Annotated in this window: 22 protein-coding genes; 10 read left to right on the plus strand and 12 right to left on the minus strand. The window is 41.8% G+C overall.

What is annotated here, in order from left to right; translation table 11 throughout:
* Window positions 1-107: 107 nt before the first annotated feature.
* Window positions 108-689, plus strand: coding sequence for a nitroreductase family protein (locus tag QWZ17_RS28715; RefSeq protein ID WP_290308805.1), 582 nt, complete (start codon window positions 108-110; stop codon window positions 687-689).
* A 220-nt stretch (window positions 690-909) separates the two neighbouring features.
* Window positions 910-1,695 carry a murein L,D-transpeptidase catalytic domain family protein gene (locus QWZ17_RS28720; protein ID WP_290308806.1) on the plus strand — a complete coding sequence of 262 codons (786 nt, stop codon included), beginning with the start codon at window positions 910-912 and terminating at the stop codon, window positions 1,693-1,695.
* A 56-nt stretch (window positions 1,696-1,751) separates the two neighbouring features.
* Here QWZ17_RS28720 and QWZ17_RS28725 read toward each other — a convergent pair whose 3' ends face one another.
* Window positions 1,752-3,293 (minus strand): L,D-transpeptidase scaffold domain-containing protein, encoded by a 1,542-nt coding sequence (locus tag QWZ17_RS28725; RefSeq protein WP_290308807.1) that lies wholly within the window; start codon window positions 3,291-3,293, stop codon window positions 1,752-1,754.
* A gap of 131 nt (window positions 3,294-3,424) precedes the next feature.
* Here QWZ17_RS28725 and QWZ17_RS28730 point away from each other — a divergent pair, with 131 nt between their 5' ends.
* Entirely contained in the window at window positions 3,425-4,432 is a 1,008-nt protein-coding gene (locus QWZ17_RS28730) for a glycosyl hydrolase (protein WP_290308808.1), read from the plus strand.
* 2 nt (window positions 4,433-4,434) lie between these two features.
* Window positions 4,435-4,953, plus strand: coding sequence for a DinB family protein (locus QWZ17_RS28735; protein ID WP_290308809.1), 519 nt, complete (start codon window positions 4,435-4,437; stop codon window positions 4,951-4,953).
* Here QWZ17_RS28735 and QWZ17_RS28740 read toward each other — a convergent pair.
* The 9 genes from QWZ17_RS28740 to QWZ17_RS28780 form a co-directional block, all read right to left on the minus strand.
* Window positions 4,950-6,188, minus strand: coding sequence for an MDR family MFS transporter (locus QWZ17_RS28740; RefSeq protein WP_290308810.1), 1,239 nt, complete (start codon window positions 6,186-6,188; stop codon window positions 4,950-4,952). The two genes, QWZ17_RS28735 and QWZ17_RS28740, sit on opposite strands and share 4 nt — an antisense overlap.
* A 201-nt stretch (window positions 6,189-6,389) precedes the next feature.
* Window positions 6,390-7,484: a chorismate synthase gene (gene aroC, locus QWZ17_RS28745; protein WP_290308811.1), complete on the minus strand. Its 1,095-nt coding sequence runs from the start codon at window positions 7,482-7,484 to the stop codon at window positions 6,390-6,392.
* 144 nt (window positions 7,485-7,628) lie between these two features.
* Entirely contained in the window at window positions 7,629-8,933 is a 1,305-nt protein-coding gene (aroA, locus tag QWZ17_RS28750; RefSeq protein WP_290308812.1) for a 3-phosphoshikimate 1-carboxyvinyltransferase, read from the minus strand.
* An 81-nt stretch (window positions 8,934-9,014) separates the two neighbouring features.
* The gene (locus tag QWZ17_RS28755) at window positions 9,015-10,145 is read right to left on the minus strand and encodes a chorismate mutase (RefSeq protein WP_290308813.1); all 1,131 of its coding nucleotides are present in this window, start codon (window positions 10,143-10,145) and stop codon (window positions 9,015-9,017) included.
* 88 nt (window positions 10,146-10,233) lie between these two features.
* The gene (locus QWZ17_RS28760) at window positions 10,234-11,139 is read right to left on the minus strand and encodes a prephenate dehydratase (protein ID WP_290308814.1); all 906 of its coding nucleotides are present in this window, start codon (window positions 11,137-11,139) and stop codon (window positions 10,234-10,236) included.
* A gap of 269 nt (window positions 11,140-11,408) precedes the next feature.
* The gene (locus QWZ17_RS28765; protein ID WP_290308815.1) at window positions 11,409-12,254 is read right to left on the minus strand and encodes a PH domain-containing protein; all 846 of its coding nucleotides are present in this window, start codon (window positions 12,252-12,254) and stop codon (window positions 11,409-11,411) included.
* A 74-nt stretch (window positions 12,255-12,328) separates the two neighbouring features.
* The gene (locus QWZ17_RS28770) at window positions 12,329-13,252 is read right to left on the minus strand and encodes a sterol desaturase family protein (protein WP_290308816.1); all 924 of its coding nucleotides are present in this window, start codon (window positions 13,250-13,252) and stop codon (window positions 12,329-12,331) included.
* Window position 13,253: 1 nt separating this feature from the next.
* Window positions 13,254-14,312, minus strand: coding sequence for a 3-dehydroquinate synthase (gene aroB, locus QWZ17_RS28775; protein WP_290308817.1), 1,059 nt, complete (start codon window positions 14,310-14,312; stop codon window positions 13,254-13,256).
* A 2-nt stretch (window positions 14,313-14,314) separates the two neighbouring features.
* Window positions 14,315-14,521 carry an RNA-binding S4 domain-containing protein gene (locus QWZ17_RS28780; protein ID WP_290308818.1) on the minus strand — a complete coding sequence of 69 codons (207 nt, stop codon included), beginning with the start codon at window positions 14,519-14,521 and terminating at the stop codon, window positions 14,315-14,317.
* 58 nt (window positions 14,522-14,579) lie between these two features.
* Here QWZ17_RS28780 and QWZ17_RS28785 point away from each other — a divergent pair, with 58 nt between their 5' ends.
* The 4 genes from QWZ17_RS28785 to QWZ17_RS28800 all read left to right on the plus strand — a co-directional run bounded on the left by QWZ17_RS28785 (window position 14,580) and on the right by QWZ17_RS28800 (window position 18,739).
* A complete protein-coding gene (locus QWZ17_RS28785; protein WP_290308819.1) occupies window positions 14,580-15,785 on the plus strand; it encodes a proline dehydrogenase family protein in 1,206 nt (401 codons plus the stop codon).
* 199 nt (window positions 15,786-15,984) lie between these two features.
* Window positions 15,985-16,341, plus strand: a complete 357-nt coding sequence (locus QWZ17_RS28790) for a YciI family protein (protein ID WP_290308820.1) — start codon at window positions 15,985-15,987, stop codon at window positions 16,339-16,341.
* Between the two features lie 92 nt (window positions 16,342-16,433).
* The gene (locus QWZ17_RS28795; RefSeq protein WP_290308821.1) at window positions 16,434-17,666 is read left to right on the plus strand and encodes an RNA polymerase sigma factor; all 1,233 of its coding nucleotides are present in this window, start codon (window positions 16,434-16,436) and stop codon (window positions 17,664-17,666) included.
* Between the two features lie 185 nt (window positions 17,667-17,851).
* On the plus strand, window positions 17,852-18,739 hold the full coding sequence (locus tag QWZ17_RS28800; protein WP_290308822.1) for an OmpA/MotB family protein: 888 nt from the start codon (window positions 17,852-17,854) through the stop codon (window positions 18,737-18,739).
* A 78-nt stretch (window positions 18,740-18,817) separates the two neighbouring features.
* On the opposite strand, the gene QWZ17_RS28805 is transcribed toward QWZ17_RS28800, so the two are convergent.
* Window positions 18,818-21,379, minus strand: coding sequence for a BamA/TamA family outer membrane protein (locus QWZ17_RS28805; RefSeq protein WP_290308823.1), 2,562 nt, complete (start codon window positions 21,377-21,379; stop codon window positions 18,818-18,820).
* Between the two features lie 315 nt (window positions 21,380-21,694).
* Complete coding sequence (locus QWZ17_RS28810) at window positions 21,695-21,958, minus strand: CHC2 zinc finger domain-containing protein (protein WP_290308824.1); 264 nt, start codon at window positions 21,956-21,958, stop codon at window positions 21,695-21,697.
* A 171-nt stretch (window positions 21,959-22,129) separates the two neighbouring features.
* Here QWZ17_RS28810 and QWZ17_RS28815 point away from each other — a divergent pair, with 171 nt between their 5' ends.
* A complete protein-coding gene (locus tag QWZ17_RS28815) occupies window positions 22,130-22,759 on the plus strand; it encodes a C40 family peptidase (protein ID WP_290308825.1) in 630 nt (209 codons plus the stop codon).
* Window positions 22,760-22,863: 104 nt separating this feature from the next.
* Window positions 22,864-24,972 (plus strand): AAA family ATPase, encoded by a 2,109-nt coding sequence (locus QWZ17_RS28820; protein ID WP_290308826.1) that lies wholly within the window; start codon window positions 22,864-22,866, stop codon window positions 24,970-24,972.
* Window positions 24,973-24,976: the final 4 nt, after the last annotated feature.

A 24,976-nucleotide genomic window follows, 5' to 3' on the forward strand; every position in this document is an offset into this window, starting at 1 on the left:
TGCTACAGTAGTTATCTTGATTACAGCATCCTTAAAACTTGATATTTTTTCTTTGATCTGGTTGCAGCTGTCTTACTACTTGATACTTACTACTAAATACTAATTCTATGGATTCTACTACTTTCGCTACCATATCAAACATTATACAAACGCGTCGTACCATTAAACCCAATATGATGAACGGGCAAAAAGCGCCTAACAGTCATATAGCTGCTTTGCTTGAGCTTGCCGATTGGGCGCCTACGCATGGCTTTACAGAACCATGGCGCTTTGTAGTTTATGAAAACCCTGCCGAGTTTTGCCAGCAGCATGCCGATCTGTATAAGCAAAACACCAGCGCCGATGATTTTAACAATACTGTTTACAGTAACTTACAACACCAGGGCGATAAAGCATCGCACGTGGTCATTGCTATTATGCAGCGAGGCGATCTTCCTAAAATACCTGCCTTTGAAGAAATAGCCGCGGTTTCAACAGCTGTACAAAATATATTATTAGGTGCTACCGCCTTAAATATGGCCTCGTTCTGGAGTACAGGTGGCGCTATTTTAAAGCCGGGCATGAAAGAGTTTTTACAACTTCGCGAAGAAGACCAGGTAATGGGTGTACTATACCTTGGTTATGCAGATCAGCATCCCGAAGGGAAAAGAACAATTCCCCTCGAAACAAAAATTAAATGGGTTAAGTAATTTAACCCAAACCTTTTCTTTCCTCATAACGTATACGTCAGTATTAATTACTTTACTTGTAATAAATTATCATTTTAGTAAAAAATTAATTAAAATGATTGTTTTTTTAATAAAGAATTATACTTTTGTAATTGCCCGGTTCCTAATGCCAGGTAATTCCTAAATACCAAGCCTGTTACTGATTTTTATTAATTGATTAAAAATTAACTCAAAACAAAGTATGAGGAAATATTTTTGGTGTGTAACATTGTTGATCTTTTTTTTATCAGCAACTATACTAAGCTGGAGATCACCGGGTGTTAACAAATCAAATGGAGGGGTAAATTCAACCCTATCTGCTAAGGAACTATTTAACCAATACGTTAACAGTTTATACCAGGCTGCCGATTTACAAGGATCGGGTTTAGCTTTTGATGTATTTGAAAAAGCATTTACAGGCTACACCAATTTAAAGCTTAACCATCAACTACCACAAAACAGTGCTATTCTTACTGTTATTGATTATAACAAATCAAGCGCCGAAAAACGCATGTGGATCATCAACTTATTCAGCAAACAATTACTCCTAAACACCTGGGTAGCGCATGGCCAGGGGAGTGGAATGGAAATGGCAGACAAATTTTCTGACCGCAACGATTCGCACCAAAGCAGCCTTGGTTTTTACCTTACCGATGATGTGTACATGGGCAAACACGGCCGTTCATTACGTTTGGATGGTTTAGATGAAGGCTTTAACATCAGCGCCCGTATGCGCAGCATTGTTGTGCATGCTGCAAACTATGTTGGTCAGCGGGCCATAAATCAGCAGGGCCACGTCGGTCGTAGTTTTGGATGCCCGGCAGTGGCTCCCGAGGTTGCCGATTTTGTAATTAACACCATTCAGGGTAAATCGGTTATCTTTATTAATGGTAACGATGAACGCTATAACTCAAAATACCTTGACGAAACCGCACCGTTAAATATGATAGCTGCCGACTCTACCTCATTTGATATCGCTAAATTGTAAGTAAACACTTATCCAATTATAAACCTTGATGCCTGGCTTTTTAAAGCCGGGCATTTTTATTTACTCATATATTTTTGCAGGTGGGAGTAAAGCACAATATCCAATCCATAAACATCCGGGCGGTATTGGATCACTCCGTTTTCATCGGCCCAGCAGGTTACGTAGGTAATGTAGATAGGCGTTTTTTCGGGCAGCGAAATGCTTGTTGGCTCGGGGTTATCCTCACTCATGTCTTTTACTATGGTGTCAAAGTTCTCTCCTTCGCCAAAAAGGTTTTTTGCCAAAGCCTGCGGGTCGCCAAGGCGCACACAGCCGTGGCTTACAGCGCGCATGGCTTTCCTGAACGCGTATTTGGCAGGTGTATCATGCAGGTAAACGCTGCTTTTATTTTTAAACAGGAATTTGATTTTGCCTAAAGAATTGTCTTCACCTGGTCTTTGTTTAAAATCATAATCGTTATTTTCCTTGGTAACGCCCGACCAATCAATGGTTTCAGGGTTATCTATCTTATTACCATCTTTATAAACATCAATGTTTTTATTGGCAAGGTAGTAACGGTCATTAGCGGCCTCAACAATAATTTCTTTATTGGCTATGCTTTGTGGAATGTTCCAAACCGGGTTTACATCAACGCTATGGATAATGCTGTTTAACTGTGGGGTTTCCCGGGGGAAAGGGTTTTCCTCGCGGCAGGTATCATTAAAATTGCCCAGGCTATTTTGGTTTTCCATGTTACGGCCCTGGCCAACGCAAACCTTCATGTTCAATACCGATTTTCCGTCCTGTATTACATCAAGTTTAAAATCGGGGATGTTTACATACACGTACTTGGCTTCGTAGGGTTTATTTCGCCAGCGTAAACGCTCAAGGTTTACCAGCAGGTAACGATGAGTTTCTTCTTTAGACAAGCCCGGCAATGAATCGCCCTGGATAAAAATCTTTTGTAAGGTCAGGTATTGTGGACTTTTTGGCTGTATGCTATCTAAGTAAGTTTTGATATTGCCTACCGCGAATATGGCTTTCATAGATGTACTATCCGGGCGTTTAGTGGCCGTAAAGTACCTTGAGTAAAGCTTTTTGGGATTAACAACGCCAAATTGAAGGGCATTGCTATACCTGATTAAGGTACTGGCGGTAAGCAGCTCCAGCTTTGCTATGGCCAGGTATGACTCTTCGGGAGTTTTAAAAGCTTGTTTATTGTGAAATTGGGCTATCAAAACTTTAAGATCCTCTGGCCTGAATAGTTTAGGGTTTAAGCCATGCTCATCAGCTTTATTATAATAATCTGGTATAGCATCCAAATCGCCATTGGTTAAGTGCTGTAAGGTAAAAGTTGGCTGGTAATCATTTGCTTTGTAGTAAGCTTCAATTACACCCTCATTTAAAAGTGTTGGCCTTTCTGCGGCTAATTCTTTTTTAAAGGCCTGAGTATATAGTTCGGGGTCAAGATCCTTAAAAACTTTGTTCTGGGTTATTTTAAAAAGATCATCGGCAAGTTCGGAGTGCTTTTTTTTACAGCTTGAAAGGCAAATTACGGCAACGATAAATGATAAAAGTATTAGAGATAGCGAAGCTTTGTTTGTCGTGACGGAAGGCATAGTTATAAGGGTTCTGTTAAATATAGCTTAGTAATAGCAATAGCCATACCATAAAGGCTATAAGTTTTTAATTAAATTTGAAATCAGACAATTTATTATCATTATTGATTAAAATACCTGTAATTGCTACCATGAAAAAATGTTTATTCATCAGCGCACTTTTGTTAGTGCCTTTTTTTTCATTTTCACAAGGATTTAAACCTGTAAATAAAGACGCGTCGCCTGAAGCCGCAAAGGTACTATCCTTTTTGTATTCTATAAAAGGTAAACACATCTTATCTGGCCAGCAAAACTATAATAGCGATTTAAATACCTTTTCTGATAGTGCTAAAGCCATTACCGGGAAATACCCGGCCTTGTGGGGCTCTGATTTCATGCTATGGGGAGATAAGGACCTGGGCCAGAAATTAGTTTACGAGGCGCAAAAAAAATGGCGCGAAGGATACCTGGTTACCATTATGTGGCACCAGGGGAGGCCAACAGATAACCCGCCATATGACTGGAAAACAAGTATTCAGGGTAAATTAACCGATGCAGAATGGACCGAACTAACCACACCCAACACACCGCTTAATAAAAAGTGGCTTGCCGATATTGATAAGGAGGCTGTTTACCTGAAGCAACTACGCGACACGCACATCCCGGTATTATGGCGCCCTTACCACGAAATGAATGGTGTATGGTTTTGGTGGGGCGATAAAAAAGGTGAGAACGGAATTATAAAGCTTTGGAAGATGATGTATGACCGTTATACCAATTATCACCATTTAAATAACCTGATATGGGTATGGGGTGCTAATGGTTTAAGGGATATCCCCAAAGATGAAGCTTACGACTATAAACTGTACTACCCCGGTGCCGATTATGTAGACATTTTAGGAGCCGATGTATACCATTTTGACTACGAGCAAAAGGATTATAACGAATTACTACAGCTGGCTAATGGCAAATTAATTTGCCTTGGCGAAACAGGTGAGCTGCCTAAACCTGAAATACTGGCAGTACAACCCGAGTGGGCCTGGTTTATGGTGTGGACAAGCTGGCTGTGGACAGATAATACCCACGATAGGGTAAAAGAGGTTTACAGCCTGCCGCAAACCTTAAATCACGACGAGGTTAAAGCTATGCTTCAAAAATAATAATGGCCAAAGATAAACTACCCGAGGTGTGGCTTCGAGGCCCCTTAACCGGCATGCCGGCATTGTTACAGCCGGTGGCGCATGCCTTATTACAGGCCCGGGAAGAATTGAATGAATTAATGACCAGCTTCCCTGATGTATTGCTTTGGGAAAAGGTTGCAGGTATGGCTTCGGTTGGTTTTCATTTACAGCATTTAACGGGCGTACTTGACAGGCTTTTCACTTACGCCAAAGGCGAACAACTCAATGCTCGGCAGCTCGATTATCTTGCACAGGAAGGAAAAGTTAACGATGCACTAACTTCAAATTACCTTTTAAGCCAATTTAATTTACAGGTTGATGCAGCCTTACAACAACTGGAACAAACCGATAGTAATACACTTATACAGGTAAGGGAAGTAGGCAGGGGCAAGGTTCCATCTACAGTTATCGGGCTTTATGTTCATAGTGCCGAGCATACCATGCGGCATTTGGGGCAGCTATTGGTGACGGTAAAAGTGCTTAGCAGGCTATTGCATTAAAAAGCATCCTCTATGGTAAGTTCCTGTTTAGGCGAGTGCGTTAACTTTTTCATAATGTAATAGCCAATAGATACCAAAAAGCAAATGCTGCCTAAAACCCACCACAAGGTATCAAAGCCACCATATGCAACTATCCGGTTCCCGAAAGCGGGTGCGATAACCTGCGCGGCAGACCAGGACATGCCATAAAGTGCCGCGTATTCGCCCCGGTTGCGGTTATTGGTACGGCTTATCCAAAAAGCATTCATAAACGGCATAGCCACAATTTCGCCCAAGGTGATAAGTACTACTATCAGTATAGCTACCAGGCCACTATGGGGGAGGATGTTTAATAAAACAAAGCTTAATCCCGATAATATGATTCCTGTGCAGATATAGGTTAAGGGATTCCTTTTGCCTTCTAATTTATTGATAAGCACCATTTCTATAACTACAATCAACAGCCCGTTAAGTGCCAACAGGAAACCTATATAGCTTTCGTTTAAATGCCATTGAATTTTGTAAAACACAGGCTGCATAATAAAAAACTCAAAAAAGCAGACAGAGAAAAGCGTGTTTAACACAATGAATACCAGGTAAACTTTGTCTTTATAGGCAGATGATGTTGCAGTTACTACATCCTTTACTTTATTGATGGCGGTTTTTATTTTCGACCGCGGCATTAGCGTTAGTAAAAGCACAGCTGCAAAAATGTTGGTGCAGCCATCAACCCAAAAAAGAGAATGATAACTGTAAGAAGCAAGTAACCCGCCTAATCCACCACCGAAAGCCCAGCCTAAGTTTACAGCAAGGCGGTTTAACGAGTACGACCTGGTTTTATTACTATCATCACTGTAATGTGCTATAGCCGCGGAATTTGCAGGTCGGAAAGAGTCATTGCAAACGCTTAAAATAAAAGTACAGATGCTAAGGCTTAAAAATGTGTGCTGAAATCCTAAAATGATAAACAAGATGCCGCCAACCAATAAAGCACCTACCTGGATATCGTAAAAGCCAATCTTATCCGTAAGTTTGCCACCAATAAAGGCGCCAAAAAAAGAGCCTATCCCAAAGAAAGCCATGATCATACCCGATTGCACGATGGTAAAATGCAATACTTGTATGGCATAGATACTCATAAACGGAATCACCATAGTACCGCTTCGGTTAATGAGCATTACAATGCTCAAATACCAGCTGTTTTTGGATAAACCGCTATAGGCGTTTTGGTATGATTGGATAAGTGAAGATAGCATAGCTAAAACAAATATAGGTATTAGCAACCCATCTGCGGGTTAAAATACTATTAACATTAGCAAAATGTTATGAACAAGGGGAAGAGTGATATCGGTTAAGGTTGCCGAAAACGCGGAGCATCGGCATATGGCAGAGTCCAGATTTACGAAGTTTTTAAAACTTCGTAAATCTTTCGTCGTGTTTTGATTCTGCTAATAAGATTAATACAATCTCGAATTTCTATTCCTCAACCAATGATCGGCTAAAACAAGCGCAGCCATGGCTTCAACAATAGGCACAGCGCGTGGTACCACACAAGGGTCATGACGACCTTTGCCCGAAATTTCGGCGGCGTTACCCTCGCTATCAATGGTGGCTTGGTTTTTCATGATGGTGGCTACCGGTTTAAAGGCTACTTTAAACTCGATAGGCATGCCATTGCTGATGCCGCCTTGTATACCACCAGAAAAATTGGTAATCGTGCTCACATCGCCTAAATGCGATTTTACAAAGATGTCATTATGTTCCGAGCCGCGCATTTCGCTGCCCGAAAAGCCCGAACCAAATTCAAAACCATGTACAGCGTTAATGCTCAGCATGGCTTTGCCCAAATCGGCATGTAGTTTATCAAAAACGGGGTCTCCAAGGCCTACGGGACAGTTTTTTACATAACAGCTTACTTTGCCACCAACAGTATCGCCATCTTTACGTACGCCGTCAATAAATTCAATCATTTCTTCGGCAGTTGCAGGGTCGGCACAGCGAACGATGTTTTTTTCACGTTCGTCAATAAATTCCTGTACGTTTTTGATCTCTACATTAGGGGCATCTATTTTGCCAACACTGCTTACGTGCGCGGCAATTTCAATACCCTGGGTTTTTAGCAATAGTTTAGCTAAAGCACCGGCTGCTACGCGTGCCGCGGTTTCGCGGGCCGACGAACGGCCGCCACCACGGTGATCGCGGATACCGTATTTGGTTTGGTAGGTGTAATCGGCATGCGAGGGACGAAATACGCCCACGTTGTGACTATAGTCTTTTGAACGCTGATCTTCATTAGGGATCAGCATAGCGATAGGAGTGCCCGTTGTTTTACCTTCAAACGTACCCGATAGAATTTTTACCACATCACTTTCTTTACGTTGCGTGGTAATTTTTGATTGGCCAGGCTTACGCTTATCCAATTCGCCCTGGATATAATCCAAATCGACCTCTAACCCGGCGGGACAACCGTCAATTATTACGCCGATAGCCTCGCCATGCGATTCGCCAAAAGTTGTTATCCTGAATACTTGTCCGAATGAATTGCCTGCCATAATGGTAGATGTAAGATGTATTTTAAAACGTCATTGCGAGGTACGAAGCAATCCCCGCTGAGCATGTCCGCTCTGTAAGTAGGGGATTGCTTCGTGCCTCGCAATGACGGTGGTTATTATTTACTTTGCTTTCAGCCTTCGGCTTTAAGCTTTCTGCTCAACGGTAAAGCCTTGTTTTTCCAAATCCGTCCAAAACGCCGGGTATGATTTTTCAACTACGGGGCCATTTTCAAATTCCAGTTGTGGAACAATAAGTGCCAGCGGCGCAAAGGCCATAGCCATACGGTGATCATGATAGGTGTTGATGAACATGCTTTCGGGGATAAACTTTTCGCTGCAATCCAGTTTATAAACCTGGCCTTTTTCAATCAGTTTAACACCCATTTTGGCAAGTTCGGTTTGCAGGGCCAAAATACGATCGGTTTCCTTGATTTTTAGCGTTTCCAAACCTGTAAATGTAGCTTCGTGGCCCAGAGCTGCGCATACCACAATCACTGTTTGCGCCAAATCCGGACATTCCTTCATATCAAAAATCTTGCGGCTCAATGGCTTGGCTTCTTTCAACAAGTGCACACCACCATCTTTAAATTGCGATGTGATGCCAAAGTTGGCCATAATCTCGGTGATCGCGCTATCGCCTTGCAGGCTGTAAGCGGTTAAGCCTGTTAAAAATAATTCGGCCTCATCGGCAAGGGCGGCTATCGCGTACCAGTATGAAGCCGCGCTCCAATCTGGTTCAATGTATAATGATGTTGTAGCAAACTCCTGATTTGCAATCGCGATTACATTATCTGTCCACACATGCTTAATACCTGCCGTTTGTAACATAGCCAAAGTCATTTCCACGTATGGACGTGATGTTAACTCGCCATCAATATGTAATTCTAAACCTTGTGGTAAACGGGCAGCGATAAGCAATAAAGCCGTAATATACTGGCTGCTGATATCGCCCTTAATATTGATTTTACCGGTAAGCTGATCAAAATCACCTTTTAGTTTGATAGGGGGGTAGCCATCATTTTCCTCGTAATCAATATGTGCACCAAGCTGGCGTAAAGCATCAACTAATATACCTATTGGTCGTTCCTTCATCCGTTTGCTGCCGGTTAAAATAACTTCATCATCCTGTATAGCATAATAAGCTGTCAAAAAACGCATAGCCGTACCAGCCGGACCGATATCGATGGTGGTTAGTGGTGAGTGGTGAGTAGTGAGTGGTTTCGCTTCGCCAGCCAATACTTCTTGATTCTTGACTCTTGATTCTTGATTCTTCCTCAATATCCCCGCCAACAACACAGCGTCGGCAGCGTCAGAAACATTATCTACATGCACTTTGCCATCGCTCAGTGCCTCTATAATTAAGGCGCGATTACATTCACTTTTTGAGCCAGTGAGGTTAACCGTACCTTTTATTTGCTTGGTATTTTTACTTAGGATGATGTTTGGCATCGTATGGTTAGTCTTAAGTCAAAAGCCTAAAAAAGGATTGAACCGATTTTTGACTTTTGACTTTTGATTTTTGACTTAAAATTACGCGTGTGTAAGTTTTTCTGCTGATTGACCCTGACTTGCTGCTGCATTCATGATCTCGGTTTGCCTGCGGATTGATTCGCTGTGTAACAGCTCCAATAATTTCTCGGTAAACTCGCCGCCTAATTTTAAAGCTTTTGCATAGTTGGTGCGCTTTTGAAGGATTTCGTCCCAACGGCCAACTTGTAAAATGGTAATGTTGTTATCTTTTTTGTAGGTGCCAATTTTCTCGGCAATTTGCATACGCTCGGCAATTTTTTGGATAACCAGGTCGTCAATTTTATCAATCTGGTTACGTAGCTCAGCCAGTTTATCGTTTACTTCGGCGTTGCGGGTTTCTGGTTTACGTAAAGCCAGGTGATCAATAATGTCTGAAAGAGCGGCAGGAGTAACCTGTTGTTTAGCATCTGTCCAGGCTACGCTTGGATCGATGTGTGATTCGATCATTAAACCTTGCATATCCAGGTCTAATGCTTTTTGTGAAACGTAAGCGATCAAATCGCGGTTACCAGAAATGTGGCTTGGATCATTGATGATAGGTAACTCAGGCGCTAAGGTTTTAAGAGAGATAGCAACATCCCACATCGGTTCGTTACGGAAAGCAGATTTTTCGTAAGATGAGAAACCACGGTGAATAGCGGCTAATTTAGTGATACCTGCATTGTTGATACGCTCTAAAGCGCCAACCCATAAAGAAAGATCGGGGTTAACCGGATTTTTAACCATTACAGGCACGTCAACACCTTTTAAAGCATCAGCAATTTCCTGTACAGTGAACGGGTTAGCGGTTGAACGTGCACCAACCCATAAAATATCAACACCAGCTTTTAAAGCTTCTTCCACGTGTTTAGCGGTTGCAACTTCAACAGCGGTTGGCAAACCGGTTTCGGCTTTAGCGCGTTTTAACCACTCTAAACCAATGCTGCCAATGCCTTCAAATTCACCCGGACGCGTACGTGGTTTCCAGATACCTGCACGCAGGGCAGAAATTTTACCTGTTTGGGCTAATAAATGAGCGGTAGCTACTAATTGATCTTCAGTTTCGGCGCTGCAAGGGCCAGATATTACCAATGGTTCTTTACCGGTTTTAATCCAGGTATGTAGCGGCTGAATGTTTAAATTTAATTTCATTGTTTTATTATTTGTTCCGGCCTTTGTTGTTTTAACCGGGATGTTTTATGTTCTTGTTGATTAATTTTTTTTGTTGGATGTTTAACTTTTAAACGTTACGCCTGATGTTGATGTACCTGCGTACCCGTTCAACTTTGCGTGGTTTGGGAGCTGTTGATAAATCATCGTCGTGTCTTTCATATTCGCCAAGTATATTAAAGTTGTGGGTGTACTTCAGAATTTGCCTTATGGCGGCATCATAATGCTTTTGCTCGTCCCATTCAACATCTACATAAAAATTGTATTCGTTGCGTTTACCCAGGATAGGCATTGATTGAATTTTGCTCATGTTAAGGCCTTCATCGGCAAAAATATTGAGCACTTTGGCCAAGGCACCAACCTTGTTGCTCACCTGGAAACAAAGTGAAGCCTTGTTAACCGTTTTTTTCTCGATGTTATCATGATGCGTAAGAATCAGGAAACGGGTAAAGTTTCTTTTGTTTGATTCAATACGGCGTTCCAATACATCCAACCCATATAAGCTTGCCGCTAATGAATTGGCAATAGCTACGGTATCTGTTAACTGCTCATCCCTGATGCGTTTGGCGCAGGCGGCAGTATCACTGCTTTCCACAATTTTAAGGTGTGGGTATTCGTCAAAAAAATCAACACACTGGCGCAGGGCAATAGGATGCGAGGTTACATATTTAACATCCTCAAACTTTACACCCGGTAAAGCCATCAGGTGTAGTTGGATCGGCAGGTAAATTTCGCCCACTACCGGGAAACCGTAATCAAGCAATAGGGTGTAGTTTGGAAGGATGCTGCCGGCAATGCTGTTTTCAATAGCCATTACCACATAATCTGCTTCGCGGTTTTTTAAGCGTTCAAAAGTTTGCTTAAAAGAGTTGCACTCTATCATTTGCGCGTTTTCGCCAAAGTACCTTAACCCGGCCTCTTCGTGAAACGAAGCGCGGATACCTTGTATAGCAACTCTTGGTTTTTCTATTTTCATAACCCTGTTAAAGCAAAAAATCCCGGCTTTTTGGGCCGGGACTTTTTAGTTTCTTTATGTGTGTTTAGTACATATTAGTCCCGGCTCTTACTGGTAAAGTAAAAGTAGTAACCGTAAAAATATGCGCTGTTAAATTTCATTTGTTTTTTATTACGTTGTAAATGTACGGTAAAAAATGATTCTGTCAATAGAAAATTTTATTTTTTGTTAAATAAGATGGGCGAACCAAATTTAATATCGTTAAAATTGAATTTACTTACTTGAAATGCTTAATTACGGACGTCAATAACAGGTATGCCCAATTTTTTATTTAACTTGCCTAAAAATATATCTCCGGAAAGAAGTGTTCCTGATAAACTAATTACCTCGCCGTTTTTAAATACTATCTTATATTTATCAAACAAGCCACCCCGACTTCGTGAATTTTGATGATATAAAATCTGATAAATCTCCGCTTTTTCATAAATAAGAATGTGTTGGTCATCAATGCCATAGGAAAACTTGTCGCTGCCCTTTGATATTTGAAGGTATTGATGTCGCCCTTTCAAATTATTAATTACAAAGTATAAAATGGCGAGGCCGGATATAATTAAGAATACTATTGGAAAAACCTGGCGCCAGTCGTCAACTGTAATTTTAAAAAAAAGTACACTGAGGAATATCACGTACGCATATAAGGCAAATGAAACGGCCATTATATTCCAGGTTTTTAAGCGATATACAAATGGGTTAGTTATAAAATGTCCTTGGTTACCTATATTAAAAAAATGCTTTTCAAAAATTTTAATATCAAGGCTTTGAGTAAAAAAGTCACTCACTAAATTGTTGGCTGTAGCAATATCCGGGGCATGATATTCATATAAGTGATTACGCCTGTCAAGGTAGTAAACACAAAATTTGCCGCCGAAGTATAAGCCCAGTTTCAAATAGTTTAGGCCGTCATCGATAATAGTCACCGAAGGCCCTGTTAATTGTATATCCGTTAGTGGCCGCTCCAGATCCCAGGGGAAATCTTTGATAAGTTGAATGGTTTCTTCGAGATTGCGGGGCGCTTCGTCAGAAAATTCACCTTTTTCGTAAGTGTTGTGTTGGAGTTTAGATATAAGTTGGGGCATTGAATTGAGATGGTGATGAGTTTGCATTGCTTACCCATCAAATATAGCATCAATGATAATACGATTACAAACAGTTATGCGGTTTGCTTGTGTTCGGATAAAGATGTTGTTTGCTCCATTTCGTACTCCCTTTGCATCACCCTTGCCGTTTGCGTGCTGCCATCATGGCTCCATCCCGGAGGGTTTAACAAATATCCTACTTTGTTTTTGAAACCCGGTGCACGCTTTACATCGTGGATCAGCGCTTTCCATTCGTGGAAAAGGATATTTACAGGACCCATATCCTCCGGCTGTTTGGTGATGCCGTATTTTACAGGCTCGGGCAGATCCTCGTCTCTAAATGTTCCAAAAATTCTGTCCCAGATAATTAGCACCATGCCCATGTTTTTATCAAGATAGGGGATATTTGATGCATGGTGAACCCTGTGGTGTGCTGGAGTAACAAAGAGGAGTCCGTACCATTTTGGCAATGGGATTTTATACTGTGTATGTACCAGGTTGCCGTAAAATTGGGTAACCAGGTAAGCGTATAATATATCTAAGGCGTTAAAGCCCATTAATGCCAATGGCAAATAAAAGAATGTGCGATAAAAAGGCTCAAATACCGTAGACCTGAAACCCGTAGTAAAGTTAAAGTTCTCTGACGAGTGATGTGTTACATGCATAGCCCAAAACAGGCGGCAGTAATGCCCGGTATAGTGCAGCACCCAATACAAAAAATCCTGCGCTACAACCAGCACAAACCAATATAGCCAAACGTTATGGATTTGAAATAGACGGTATTGGTACGTAAAGCTTAAAACCAGGAAAGTACTTCCCTTAACTATCAGGTTGGTTACAATGGCAAGCGATGTTAGGTAGATATTGGTAAATGTATCGCGTGTTTTATAGTAATGCCTGTCTTCCCAATAGCTCAAAGCCATTTCAACAAGCGTTAAAACTACCAGCAGGCAAAGTATAATTACGGCACTTATTTCATTTTTATCTAACCCGTGCATTCTACAAATTAATGTAATACAATAAACTTTCGCAAAGTTCGGCTTCTGTGCAGTTATTATCAATATTGCATTGACCAATATTAGTCAGCAGGGTGCAATTTATGTTGCCGTTTTGGTTTTTCTTATCCTTTTTCATGATTTCAAGCAGGGTATCGAAATCAGATTGTTTGATGGTATAACGTGGATAAAGTTTATTAAGTGTGTCGGTTATTTCTTGCAGTTCCTGGGCAGGTAAGCCTGTTTTTTTATGAGCAAGGTATGATTCACAGATCATGCCGATGGCGATAGCTTCACCATGCGTTAAAGGATCTTTATCGTTGATCAATGAATTGGTTTCAACAGCATGGCCAATGGTGTGCCCAAAGTTAAGCGCCTTACGGATGCCTTTTTCATGCGGGTCTTCGATAGTGATCTTGTTTTTTATTTCAACAGAACGGTGAACCAGTTGGGCAGAAGGTACGCTAAGGTCACTCGCTTTTAACTGGTTCCAGTAAGCGGCATCCTGGATCAGGCCGTGTTTCAGCATTTCTGCCAGGCCAGAAAGGATTTGCCTTGGCGGCAGGGTTTGTAAAAAGCCAAGATCGATAAAAACAGCTTTAGGCTGCGTAAACGTACCGATTATGTTTTTGATGCTATTGATATCGATGCCGGTTTTGCCACCTACCGATGCATCAACCTGCGAAAGCAGGGTAGTGGGTACGTGTACAAAATCAATCCCGCGTTTAAAGGTAGATGCGGCAAAGCCTCCTAAATCGGTAATAACGCCACCACCTAAGTTAACAAGCAGGCTTTTGCGGTCGGCGCCAAAATCTATCAGCATTCGCCATACGCCAATACAAAAGTCAATGTCTTTGCTTTCTTCGCCGGCGTTCACCTCAATGATATCGAAATTATCAAGGTGCTCAACCTTGCTTTTCACAAGGGGCAGGCAATGTTCGGCAGTGTTATCGTCGGTTAAAATAAAAAAGCGGGAGTATTTGCCTTGCTCAATAAATTTTGCAAGTTCATCAATGCTGTTTTCAAAAATTACGGGGTAATTATCGCTCTGAATGGTATTCATAATTAAATAACCATGATTTTATTTCCTCTGAATTCAACCACGTCGCCCTTTTTAACCTTTAATCTTTTGCGGTAATCAACCTGGCCGTTATAAGTTACTTCTCCCTCTGTTACAACTATTTGCGCCTCGCCGCCGGTAGGTACAAGGCCAACCGCTTTTAGCAGTTGAATCATGGGGATATGGTCGCCGTTTAATTTAAATTCAATCATGGAGGGGCAAAAATAAACTATTCATGGAATAATGAGTTATCATTTTATAATTTTGCGCATGCTTTCTAACGAAACCAATAACAATTCCAAACACGCTAAGCCCTCTTTTGAAAATACAGAAATCGCTTTCCGTCATTCGTCCAATACCGATCTTAACCGCGCATACTGGTTATTCCGGATTATTAATGTAAACTTTTTGGTAAGGATTGGTCCGCCGGTAACCAACTTTGCCATCAAAATAGGCTTGCCTATTAAAAGCATCATCAAGGCCACTATATTTAAACACTTTTGCGGCGGTGAAACCATTGCCGAGTGTGATAACACCATAAAAAAACTGTACGGCGGTGGGGTAGGAACCATATTGGACTACTCCATTGAAGGAGAAGACGATGAAGCTGTTTTTGACAGCACTCGCGATGAAATTATCCGTACCGTTGTGCGGGCATCAAAAGATAAAGCGGTGCCACTAACTGTATTTAAAATTACAGGGGTAGGTAGGTTTGCTTTGCTGGAGAAGTTAGACGCCCGTTTGCCGCTTACACCCGAAGAAGAAAGCGAATGGCAACGTGTACAAAACCGTGTGTTGGCTATTTGCACTAAGGCGCATGACAGCAACGTGCCTGTAATGATAGATGCAGAAGAAAGCTGGATACAGGAAACCATTGATTTGTTGGCACTCACCATGATGACCCAGTTTAACACGCAAAAACCTATCGTTTACAACACTTACCAAATGTACAGGCATGATAAATTGGCATCGATATTAAATGACCATGAAATTGCCCAGAGCGAAGGCTTTATTTTAGGGGCAAAAATAGTACGTGGTGCCTACATGGAAAAAGAACGCAAACGCGCTATTGAAATGGGTTATAATTCGCCTATTCAGCCTGATAAAAAATCGACTGACTTAGATTATGACTCGGCATTGGATTATTGCACCAGTCATATTGAGCAGATAGCTTTTATAGCCGGTACGCATAATGAAGAAAGCTGTCGCTTATTAGCTGAACTGCTGGATACTAAAGGGATAGATCATAAACATCCGCATGTGTACTTTTCACAATTGCTGGGCATGAGCGATAACCTGAGTTTTAACCTTGCCGATGCGCAGTACAATGTGGCCAAATACGTGCCTTACGGTCCAATAAAGGCTGTGTTGCCGTACCTGTTCCGCCGTGCTCAGGAAAATACCGCTATTGCCGGCCAAATGAGCCGCGAGTTAAGCTTGATTGTAAAGGAACGGGAAAGAAGAAGCGGCAAATAGAATCAAGAATTAAGAGTCAGGAATCAAGACAGGAAATATGAAGGTCGTTGCTTAGCAATGGCCTTTTTTGTTTTTTGTGGGTTGATGAAAAAAGTTTTATGCTTTTGTCCAACGCCGCGCTTACCATTTGTTATTGGAGTATAATTCAATATATTTATTAACCCTGTTGCTTTTCGCAACTAATTAAAATCAAAACAAAATGAACGAGTACTTAGTAATTATGCGCCTGGATTTGATCACCAAGGATGTACAGCCCTCGCCAGAGCAAATGGAAGGCTACATGAAAATGTACCAGGATTGGGTAGGGGGCATAGCGGCTCAAAACAAATTTGTTGGCGGCACGGGTTTGGCCACTGAAGGCAAGGTTATTAAACCCAATAACGTGATCACCGATGGTCCTTTTGCCGAGGTGAAAGAATCGATAGCGGGTTTTATAACAATTAAAGCTAAGGATTTGGAAGAGGCAGTAAACCTGGCTAAAACCTGCCCTATATTGTACGGCGAAGGGAACAGCGTTGAAGTTAGGCAGATTAGTGGCCATCACATGGATAAATGATATTGTTGTAGCTAAACTGTTTTAGCAAATTAGCAAAATAATAATTGAATTTATTGTAGCTAAATTGGTTTAGCTTAGCTTTTGTAAATTGTATGAACCAGGGAGAGTTGATACCACACCTTTTCAGGACCGAGTACCGCAAAATTGTAGCGGTGCTTTGTAACCGTTTTGGGTTTGATGGGGTAGAAACCGCCGAGGATATCGCCAGCGAAACATTTTTAACAGCTTCACAAACCTGGGGTATTACCGGCGTTCCGCCAAATCCGATAGCCTGGTTGTACAGCGTGGCCAAAAATAAGGCACGCAACCATTTGCAGCGTTTAAATACGTTTAAAGCCAAAGTATCGCCACAGATTATAAACGACACAACTGATAGCTATGAAACAGAGATCGACCTATCGCCCCAAAACATAAATGACAGCCAGTTGCAAATGATGTTCACCATCTGCAATCCGGCTATTCCTGCCGAAGCGCAAATTGGTCTTTCTTTACGTATCCTTTGCGGTTTTGGTATCCAGGAAATTGCCGATGCCTTTTTGAGTAATAAGGAAACAATCAACAAGCGCTTGTTTAGGGCGAAGGAAAAGCTCAGGGAGTTGAAAGTTAAAATAGAATTACCTGGTCCCACAGCAATAGATGAACGCCTGGAACCGGTATTAGCCACTATTTATTTACTATTTAATGAGGGATATTATTCCGTAAGTCAGAACAACACACTCCGAAAAGAACTATGCCTTGAGGCCATGAGGTTGTGTACCATGCTTGTAGAGAACGCGCATACCAACAAGCCCCCGGTAAACGCTTTGCTTGCGCTGATGTGTTTTCACGCCTCACGATTTGATGCCCGGTATAGTGAAAACGGCGTGCAGATTTTATATGAAGAACAAGATGTTAACTTATGGAACGCCGATATGATTAGTAAAGGCGCATACTTTTTAAAGGCTGCAGCAACCGGTAATCAATTGTCAAAATATCATCTTGAGGCTGGCATAGCTTATTGGAATACCCGCAAAGAGGATACAAAGCAGAAATGGGAGGGTATTTTGCAGTTTTACAACAGTCTTTTGCAAATTGAATATTCGCCGGTAGCGGCTTTGAACCGTACTTACGCGCTTGCAAAAGTTAAAGGAAAAGCAGAGGCGATTGTAGAGGCCGAAAAATTGGAACTTAAGGATAATCACTTTTACTTTGCACTGCTTGGCGAATTGTACGCCGGGATCAATAATGAGATGGCCAGGCAACATTTGGAGAGAGCACTTGCCCTGGCCAAAACGCAAAATGATAAGCAGGCTATAAAAAAAAGAATAGACCGCTTATCTGCTTAGCTGTTTACCCGGAATCTTCAATCTTTTTTACTTTCCGTAACTATGTTTTTGTGTTGTTGATAACCTCTTTTTAGTCATATGAATAACATGAACTAAACAATTTAAACTTTTTAGATGCGTTGTTGTTGTAAGTACTATGTTGGTCATAAATTTATTATGATCTTTAATAAAAAATAGTCTATACCATGAAGATACTTCGTTTATTGCCACTGGTTGTAATAATAGCAGTGGTAACCCAGGGTTGCGTTAGCAACAAAAAGTACGCCGAATTACAAGGCAACTACACCCAGTTACAAAACAGCACGCAGGATTTAAGTGTTAAATACCAGCGCAGCGAACAAGCGCTTGCTGTAGCAAACGGCAGGATTGCCAGTCTTGATGAGCAAATTGCTGCCGCCAAAACAAACGCGCTTGGCTTACAGGATGCGTTGAACAAATGTTTGGCAGGTAATAACCAGGGTGGGGCAAACATTTCTAAATTAGTTGACGAGATTAACTCATCAAATAAATACATCCAATACCTGGTAAATACTAAAAACAAAAGCGATTCGCTTAATGTGGTGCTAACCAATAACCTCACCCGCTCGTTAAGTAAAGAAGACGCGCAGGGTGTGGATGTACAGGTACTTAAAGGTGTGGTGTATATTTCCTTATCTGATAATATGTTATATAAATCAGGTAGCTATGAAATTTCTGATAAAGCAGGCTCGGCCTTGTCAAAAATTGCTAAGATCATCACCGATTACTCTACCTATGATGTATTGATTGAAGGTAATACCGATAACGTGCCAATTAAACAAACCAACATCCGCAACAACTGGGATTTGAGTACTTTAAGGGCATCATCTGTAGTACAGGCATTGCAAAATACCTATAATGTTGATCCTAAGCGTTTAACCGCGGGCGGTCGTGGCGAATACAACCCAATTGCCGATAATGCCACACCAGCAGGCAAAAGCCAAAACAGGCGTACACAAATTATCATCACTCCAAAACTCGATCAGTTTATGGATTTAATTGGTAAAGCACCTGCACCGGGCGCAACTACGGCGCCAGCTGCTCCGGCTCAATAACAGTTTAACAGATTTATAATAAAAACGGCCCCGGCATTTTGCCGGGGCCGTTTTTATTAATGTGTGGAATTTGTATTGTTAAAATCTAAAATTTAAAGAGAAATAAGGATACCAACCTTCTTCCGAATGCCCTGCTAATAGCTGCACAACTGTTAAGCCTGCCGGTTCAAAATACAAACCACCGCCAACACCGTTGTGCCACTTGTCTGAGTTTTCTTCCTTAATCCATACCCGGCCGGTATCGTAAAAGCCCATCAGGCCCAGTTCGCCGGGGAGTATATAGCTTGATATATTGGTTAACCTGATGCGGGTTTCGAAGTTATTGTAAGCCATATGCTGGCCGGCAAACCTAAACTGCCTGTAACCTAATAAATTGCCTTCGCCACCTAAAAATAACGATTGGTAAAATGCAGATTTACCTGCGGTTACACCACCGCCAATCCTATCTGCTAAAACCACAGCGCTACCTAAGCTTTGGTAAACACCAAACTCGGGAATAACCTGCAGGTATGATTTTGAATTGTTATTTAAACCTGCATAGCCCTGTACTTTAACGTTTAGGTAAGTACCAGATGTTGGCAGCATTTTATTATTGCGCTTATCATTGATGAATACCGCTACAACACCGGCATGCACTTTGGCTTTATCTACCGTTAGGCTATCGTACGATTTAATGAGCGATGTGTTATTAATAAAGCGTCCCACATTATCTTCGGCATTATAGTGGTAGTATTGCAATGATGGCCCTATGCTAAAGCTGGTGCCTTTAGCACCTTTCCACCTAAAGGCAGGATCAAGCTGATAGGTATTAAAGCGCGTACGATAATAACGTACGTAATCGCCGCTTTTATCAAATTGGGTTTCGTTGCCGCGGCCAAAAAAGTTGATAGTATTATCAGGAGCTTTTATCACGGCGTTTATGGTAAAATCTGCCGGACCAAACGCATGAATCCACTCGCCGGTATAATTTAGGCTGAACGCCTTGGTTGAAAACGAATGGCTGATCAGCAACTGCTGCATATCATTATAAGGCAGCTTTCTGAAGCCATTTTGGTGTGTAAACCTAAAGCCCGCGCCAAATATAAAACCGTCATCTTTGTTAAGGCCCACATCAACCAAAGGCATCCAAACACTGATAGGATTAACGGGTAGATAGGCGGTGTTTGCACTATCCTTTGATAAGTGTACACTTACGTTTTGTTGATCACCGGTAACCTGTATATCATCACCACGATCATAAATAGCAACCTTGTTTTTGGATTTTACAATGTTGTACTCTTTATGGCCAAGGCTATCCACAAAACGTAGTTTGATAGGAGAGGACTGGTTATTTAATATCACCCTGTCGCTTCCTTCACCGGTGTAAATCCTGATCTCTTTGGTAATTGCAGGATCAAAATTGGCGTTGATGATAGTATCCTTAACGTTGCCGCTTTTGGTAATTTTGTTAATGGCTATGTTTAAACCATCGCCGGGAGCATCAGTTATGCTGATCTGCTCATTTTTATTACTGGTATGGATGTCAATTATCCGGTTGATGAAACGGTAATAATAATCCATCGCTGCCGGGATGTTAGCGCGCCTTTCTTTAAGCTGTTTAAAAAGTTCATCATGCCTTAGCTTATAAGCTGATGCCGGTAAACGTTTAAGACCTTGCTCTAACACATCATCTGTTTCAACAGCCACAAAATCATTTACAATTTTCATCCAGTCTTTGTAACTCATTCGTGCCGACGGATAACGGTCAAGGAAAACGGCGGTCCACAAAGAAAATCTCACATCGTTTATTTCGCCGCCATAGCCTTGTAAATAAGGAACAAGCCATTGGCTTGATGCAAGACTTGGCAACACACCCTGGTTAATGTAAAAAGCCTGGTCGCGGTCGCGTGGAACAGCGGTATAAACTTTTTTACCATCCTCTTTATCTTTGGTAAAACGCCAGTTATCATCATGTCTGTCCCAATCGCCAACCAGCAGGTCGAGGCAGCGTGCGGTTAACCAGGCATGGCTATCAAATGAATTATCGTTATCGTCATAAAGGTCCTGCATTACATCCTGCACATTTTTTGATTTGCCGGTTGGTTCCCGCTCCTCAAACAAACACACCTTGCCCGCAAACGTAGCGTTGTATTTACCCAGGTTTTTATCGCCCGATACTACACCTATAATGGGGCTAGCATGCGGCACGCCTGCTGCAATAGCCAACGGCGGCACTATAAGCGCCGAGAAGGGATGTTGCGCGCTCATGGCATCAAGCTCCCAATCGGCAGCGAAGGTTTGTCTTAGTTGCACAGGCAGGGTTTTAGATGGATCTTTCTCTACGCTTCGCAATACCCATTCTTTGCCGGTAGGGTCAATCATTCTTAAGGATGTGGTTTGAAAACCACCGCCCAATTGTTCGGGCGTAAGGCCCCCCTGTAGTTGAGAAATGCGCAGAACAGGAAGTTTGGTAAGGGTGCTCCACTCTTTACGGTAATTTTCACCAAATAACCAGCGGTGAATACCTGTTACTTTATCATACTGAGGATGCACCCGCACTTCAACACTGTCCTGGGGTATATAGCCGGCTATAGGACCGTCCTGTGCTTTGGCAGCTGCAGATAAAAGACCAATTGTTAAAACAAGTAAAGTTTTTTTCATGTGGTATAGGTTGATTATATGTAATATCAAATAGTTTTTTGCTTATACCATAATATAGCATAGGCTTTTCAAAATCAAGGCAATTTCGCAACACCCATTTGTGTATAAAGATAAAGGCTGCCTGCCATATATTTATATACCGTATACTAAACTTATGCCGTTTTGTATTTTGCAGTAAATCAGTTCTTTAAGCATTTGAGACTTTGATGTTATTTCGATATGTCGTTTTTTTTGGCAAAAAGACGATATATCGTCACCATTTTACGGTAGCGGGTAAATAGATTATAGGTAATTACAAGATGTAGAGCTGTAAAACTATGCCCTGGCAATTAACAACATTGCTTCCTCGCGCGATTTATTTTCAATAGCCATCACAAACTCTATTGGGCCGCCGCCCTTGCCGCAGCCAAAGCATTGAAACTGGTTTTTCTCTGGTGACACCATTAATGACGTAGCAAGATCTTTATGAAATGGGCAACGGCCTTTTAAGTTGCGGCGACTTTGCTCTAACAAAATATATTTGGAAACAATTTTAACAAGATCAACTTGCGCGGATAAAATATTCTGATCTGAAGACATGTTATTTTTATACTTTTTAACCCGCCCGGGCAGGAGGGGCGAAAATAATATATAGCTGGAGGCTATAAAATAGGAAATTGAAATTGTGGAAAACTATTAAACCCACACATAAAAGGCGTAATAATTTTACACAATAACTACAGTTAGAAAGTTTTTTTTGTATCATTACAAATGCGATTTTACACCGGGTGCTGCTCCCTGATGCTCATCTTATTTTCAATTGTTAATCCGGATAAAACCGTTGCTGCCCCAATTTTGGCAGCCAAGGTGAAGGCCGTAAACAAATCCAGGAAACATAAAGCTGCCGACAGTATCAGTATCCTAACCGGTGATACTTTACCAGAAGACCTCATCTCTTTTGCGCGTACGCTAACCGGTATTAATTACAGGTACGGCTCAACCAATCCGCTCAGGGGCTTTGATTGTTCGGGCTTTGTAAACTACGTTTTTAATCATTTTGACATTGCCGTTCCGCGCAGTTCCGGAGATTTTTTATCTGCCGGGCATGTGGTTGATTTGAAAGACGCCAAACCAGGCGACTTGATCTTATTTACCGGAACAGGTGGCGGTGGCCGTAAAAGGCATAAAAGACATTCGGGCGCGGTAGGTCATATCGGCATTATGATATCTTCTATTGATGAGGGCTTTAAATTTATTCATTCTACATCGGGCGCGGCAAACGGAGTTACCGAAACCGAATTAAATGATTATTATATGGGCCGGTTTGTGAAAATTATCCGCGTATTCTCCCAAAACGACGAGGCCGCTACTCCGGCAGCTGCCGATCTTTCCAGCTTATAATTTAAGGTTACAGGTTTTCAACAACGTAGGCGATGATGAAATTCATTCGCTAAATTTGGGCTGATTTCTGTTTTGGGCAGAGGTTTTATTAAAAAGGTAAGCGCATGGTGTTGGAGCCTATTCAGGAACTCATTATTAAATTTATTGAAAATACCAACAGGCCTATATTCCTTACGGGAAAGGCCGGTACCGGTAAAACTACTTTTCTTCGCTATATAAGATCAAACACCACTAAAAATCTGGCTGTTGTTGCGCCTACCGCTGTAGCTGCAATTAACGCGGGTGGGGTAACAATTCATTCGTTTTTCCAGGTACCTTTCGGTCCGCAGGCACCTGCCACAACCTCACAAGAACTAAATGACCTTGCCCCACGGCAAATTAGCCAGGAAAAAGATAAGGTTTTAAAATACCTTGATCTGCTCATTATTGATGAGATTAGTATGGTGCGTGCAGATACGCTGGATTATATTGATTCGGTACTGCGGCAGGCCAAAGGATCAAATCGGCCGTTTGGAGGAGTGCAGCTGTTAATGATAGGCGATCTTTTTCAATTGCCGCCCGTTTATGAAAAGGACTGGCCGGTATTAAGGAATTTTTATACTGGTCCGTATTTTTTTGACAGCCTCGCGTTTAAAAAGTTCCCGGTACTCACCTTTGAACTTACACAGGTATACCGCCAAAAAGACCCTGTATTTGTCGAAATTCTGAATAATATCAGGAATGGTTATGCCGCCAATGAACTTTTAAACAAGTTAAATGAGCGTTTTGATACCAACCTAAACGCCAATTGGTTAAAAGATTATGTAACACTATCTACCCACAACAGGTTGGTTAACGATATCAACCAGCAAAGGTTGGAGGAGTTAGCGGGTGATGCTTTTACTTTCAAAGCGGTGATTACCGGCGACTTTCCTAAAGAGGGCTATCCCGCCGAAGAGGAACTGATACTTAAAGTTGGTGCCCAGGTGATGTTTATTAAAAATGATAGCTCGGGCAAAAAACAATATTACAACGGTCGTACCGGCAGGATCACTACTATTGGTCCGGGAAGTATCCGCCTAAGCTTTTTGGATGATGGATCGGAGTTTGAGGTTGTGCCGGAGATTTGGCAAAATGTGAAGTACGCGCTGTCTGAAACGGATCAAAAAGTAAATGAAACTAATAACGGATCTTTCAGTCAATACCCGCTTAGGCTGGCCTGGGCCATTACCATTCACAAAAGCCAGGGTTTAACGTTTGAAAAGGCGGTAATTGATGTTGACGCCGCGTTTGCCTTCGGCCAAGCCTATGTGGCGCTGAGCCGGTGCCGTACATTGGAAGGGATGATCCTGAAATCGCCGGTACGGCCGGAGAATATCCGGACCGACCCCGAAATCATTCGCTTTATGCAAAATGCCGGTAATCAAATGCCTGATGAGCAACTGTTGCAAACAACCATTCATGATATTGAAGCAGAAGAGTTAGCCGATATCTTTGATTTTTCGATGCAGACGGGCGGCTGGAAACAGCTTAAACCCATTTTATTGGAAAAGGAAGCAAAAGATAGCCCGTTAAGCAACCAGGTACAGCAAACGGAAGTAGTTCTATTGCAGGAGATCAAAGCAATAGGAGATAGGTTTATCAGGAAGGAGTTATCTGCTTTACCTAAAGATGAGCCTATATGGAGCAATACCGCCTTTACAGCTAGGTTAAAAAACGCCGCCGCCTATTTTGTAGCAAAATTGAACATCTTCGCTACAGCGATTAACGGATTTTACACGGCCAAAAATCCAAATGATTTGCCGGCCGAATTTTATGACAGCCTTAATTATTTGATGGTTAATTTAAAGGCGAAGACTGCCGCTTTTATTCGTATGCCCATAGCATCGGCAACTGCTGATGTTTTATCGTCGGTTAAGGAAGCAGGCATCAGCTATAAACCAATTTATAAAAACTGGAATGCCAAAGAGTTGCCTAAAGAAAAGGAAATTGTAAATCCCGAGCTTTATAAACAGTTACTTAACTGGCGCAAGGAAACCAGCACGCAACGCAAAATATTGGAACATACGCTGGTATCAGAAAACATGCTCAGGGATATTACCGCGAAATTACCACGCACGTTAAACCAGCTTTCGCAGGTGAAAAGTTTTGGCGATGCAAAGGCAACAGATTTTGGCGATCAGATCCTGAAATTGATCAGAACTTACCTGGGTGAGGGCGATCTGTTTTCTTAAAGTG

Origin of the sequence: Mucilaginibacter flavus (assembly GCF_030409315.1) — a bacterium.
Taxonomy (GTDB): domain Bacteria; phylum Bacteroidota; class Bacteroidia; order Sphingobacteriales; family Sphingobacteriaceae; genus Mucilaginibacter; species Mucilaginibacter flavus.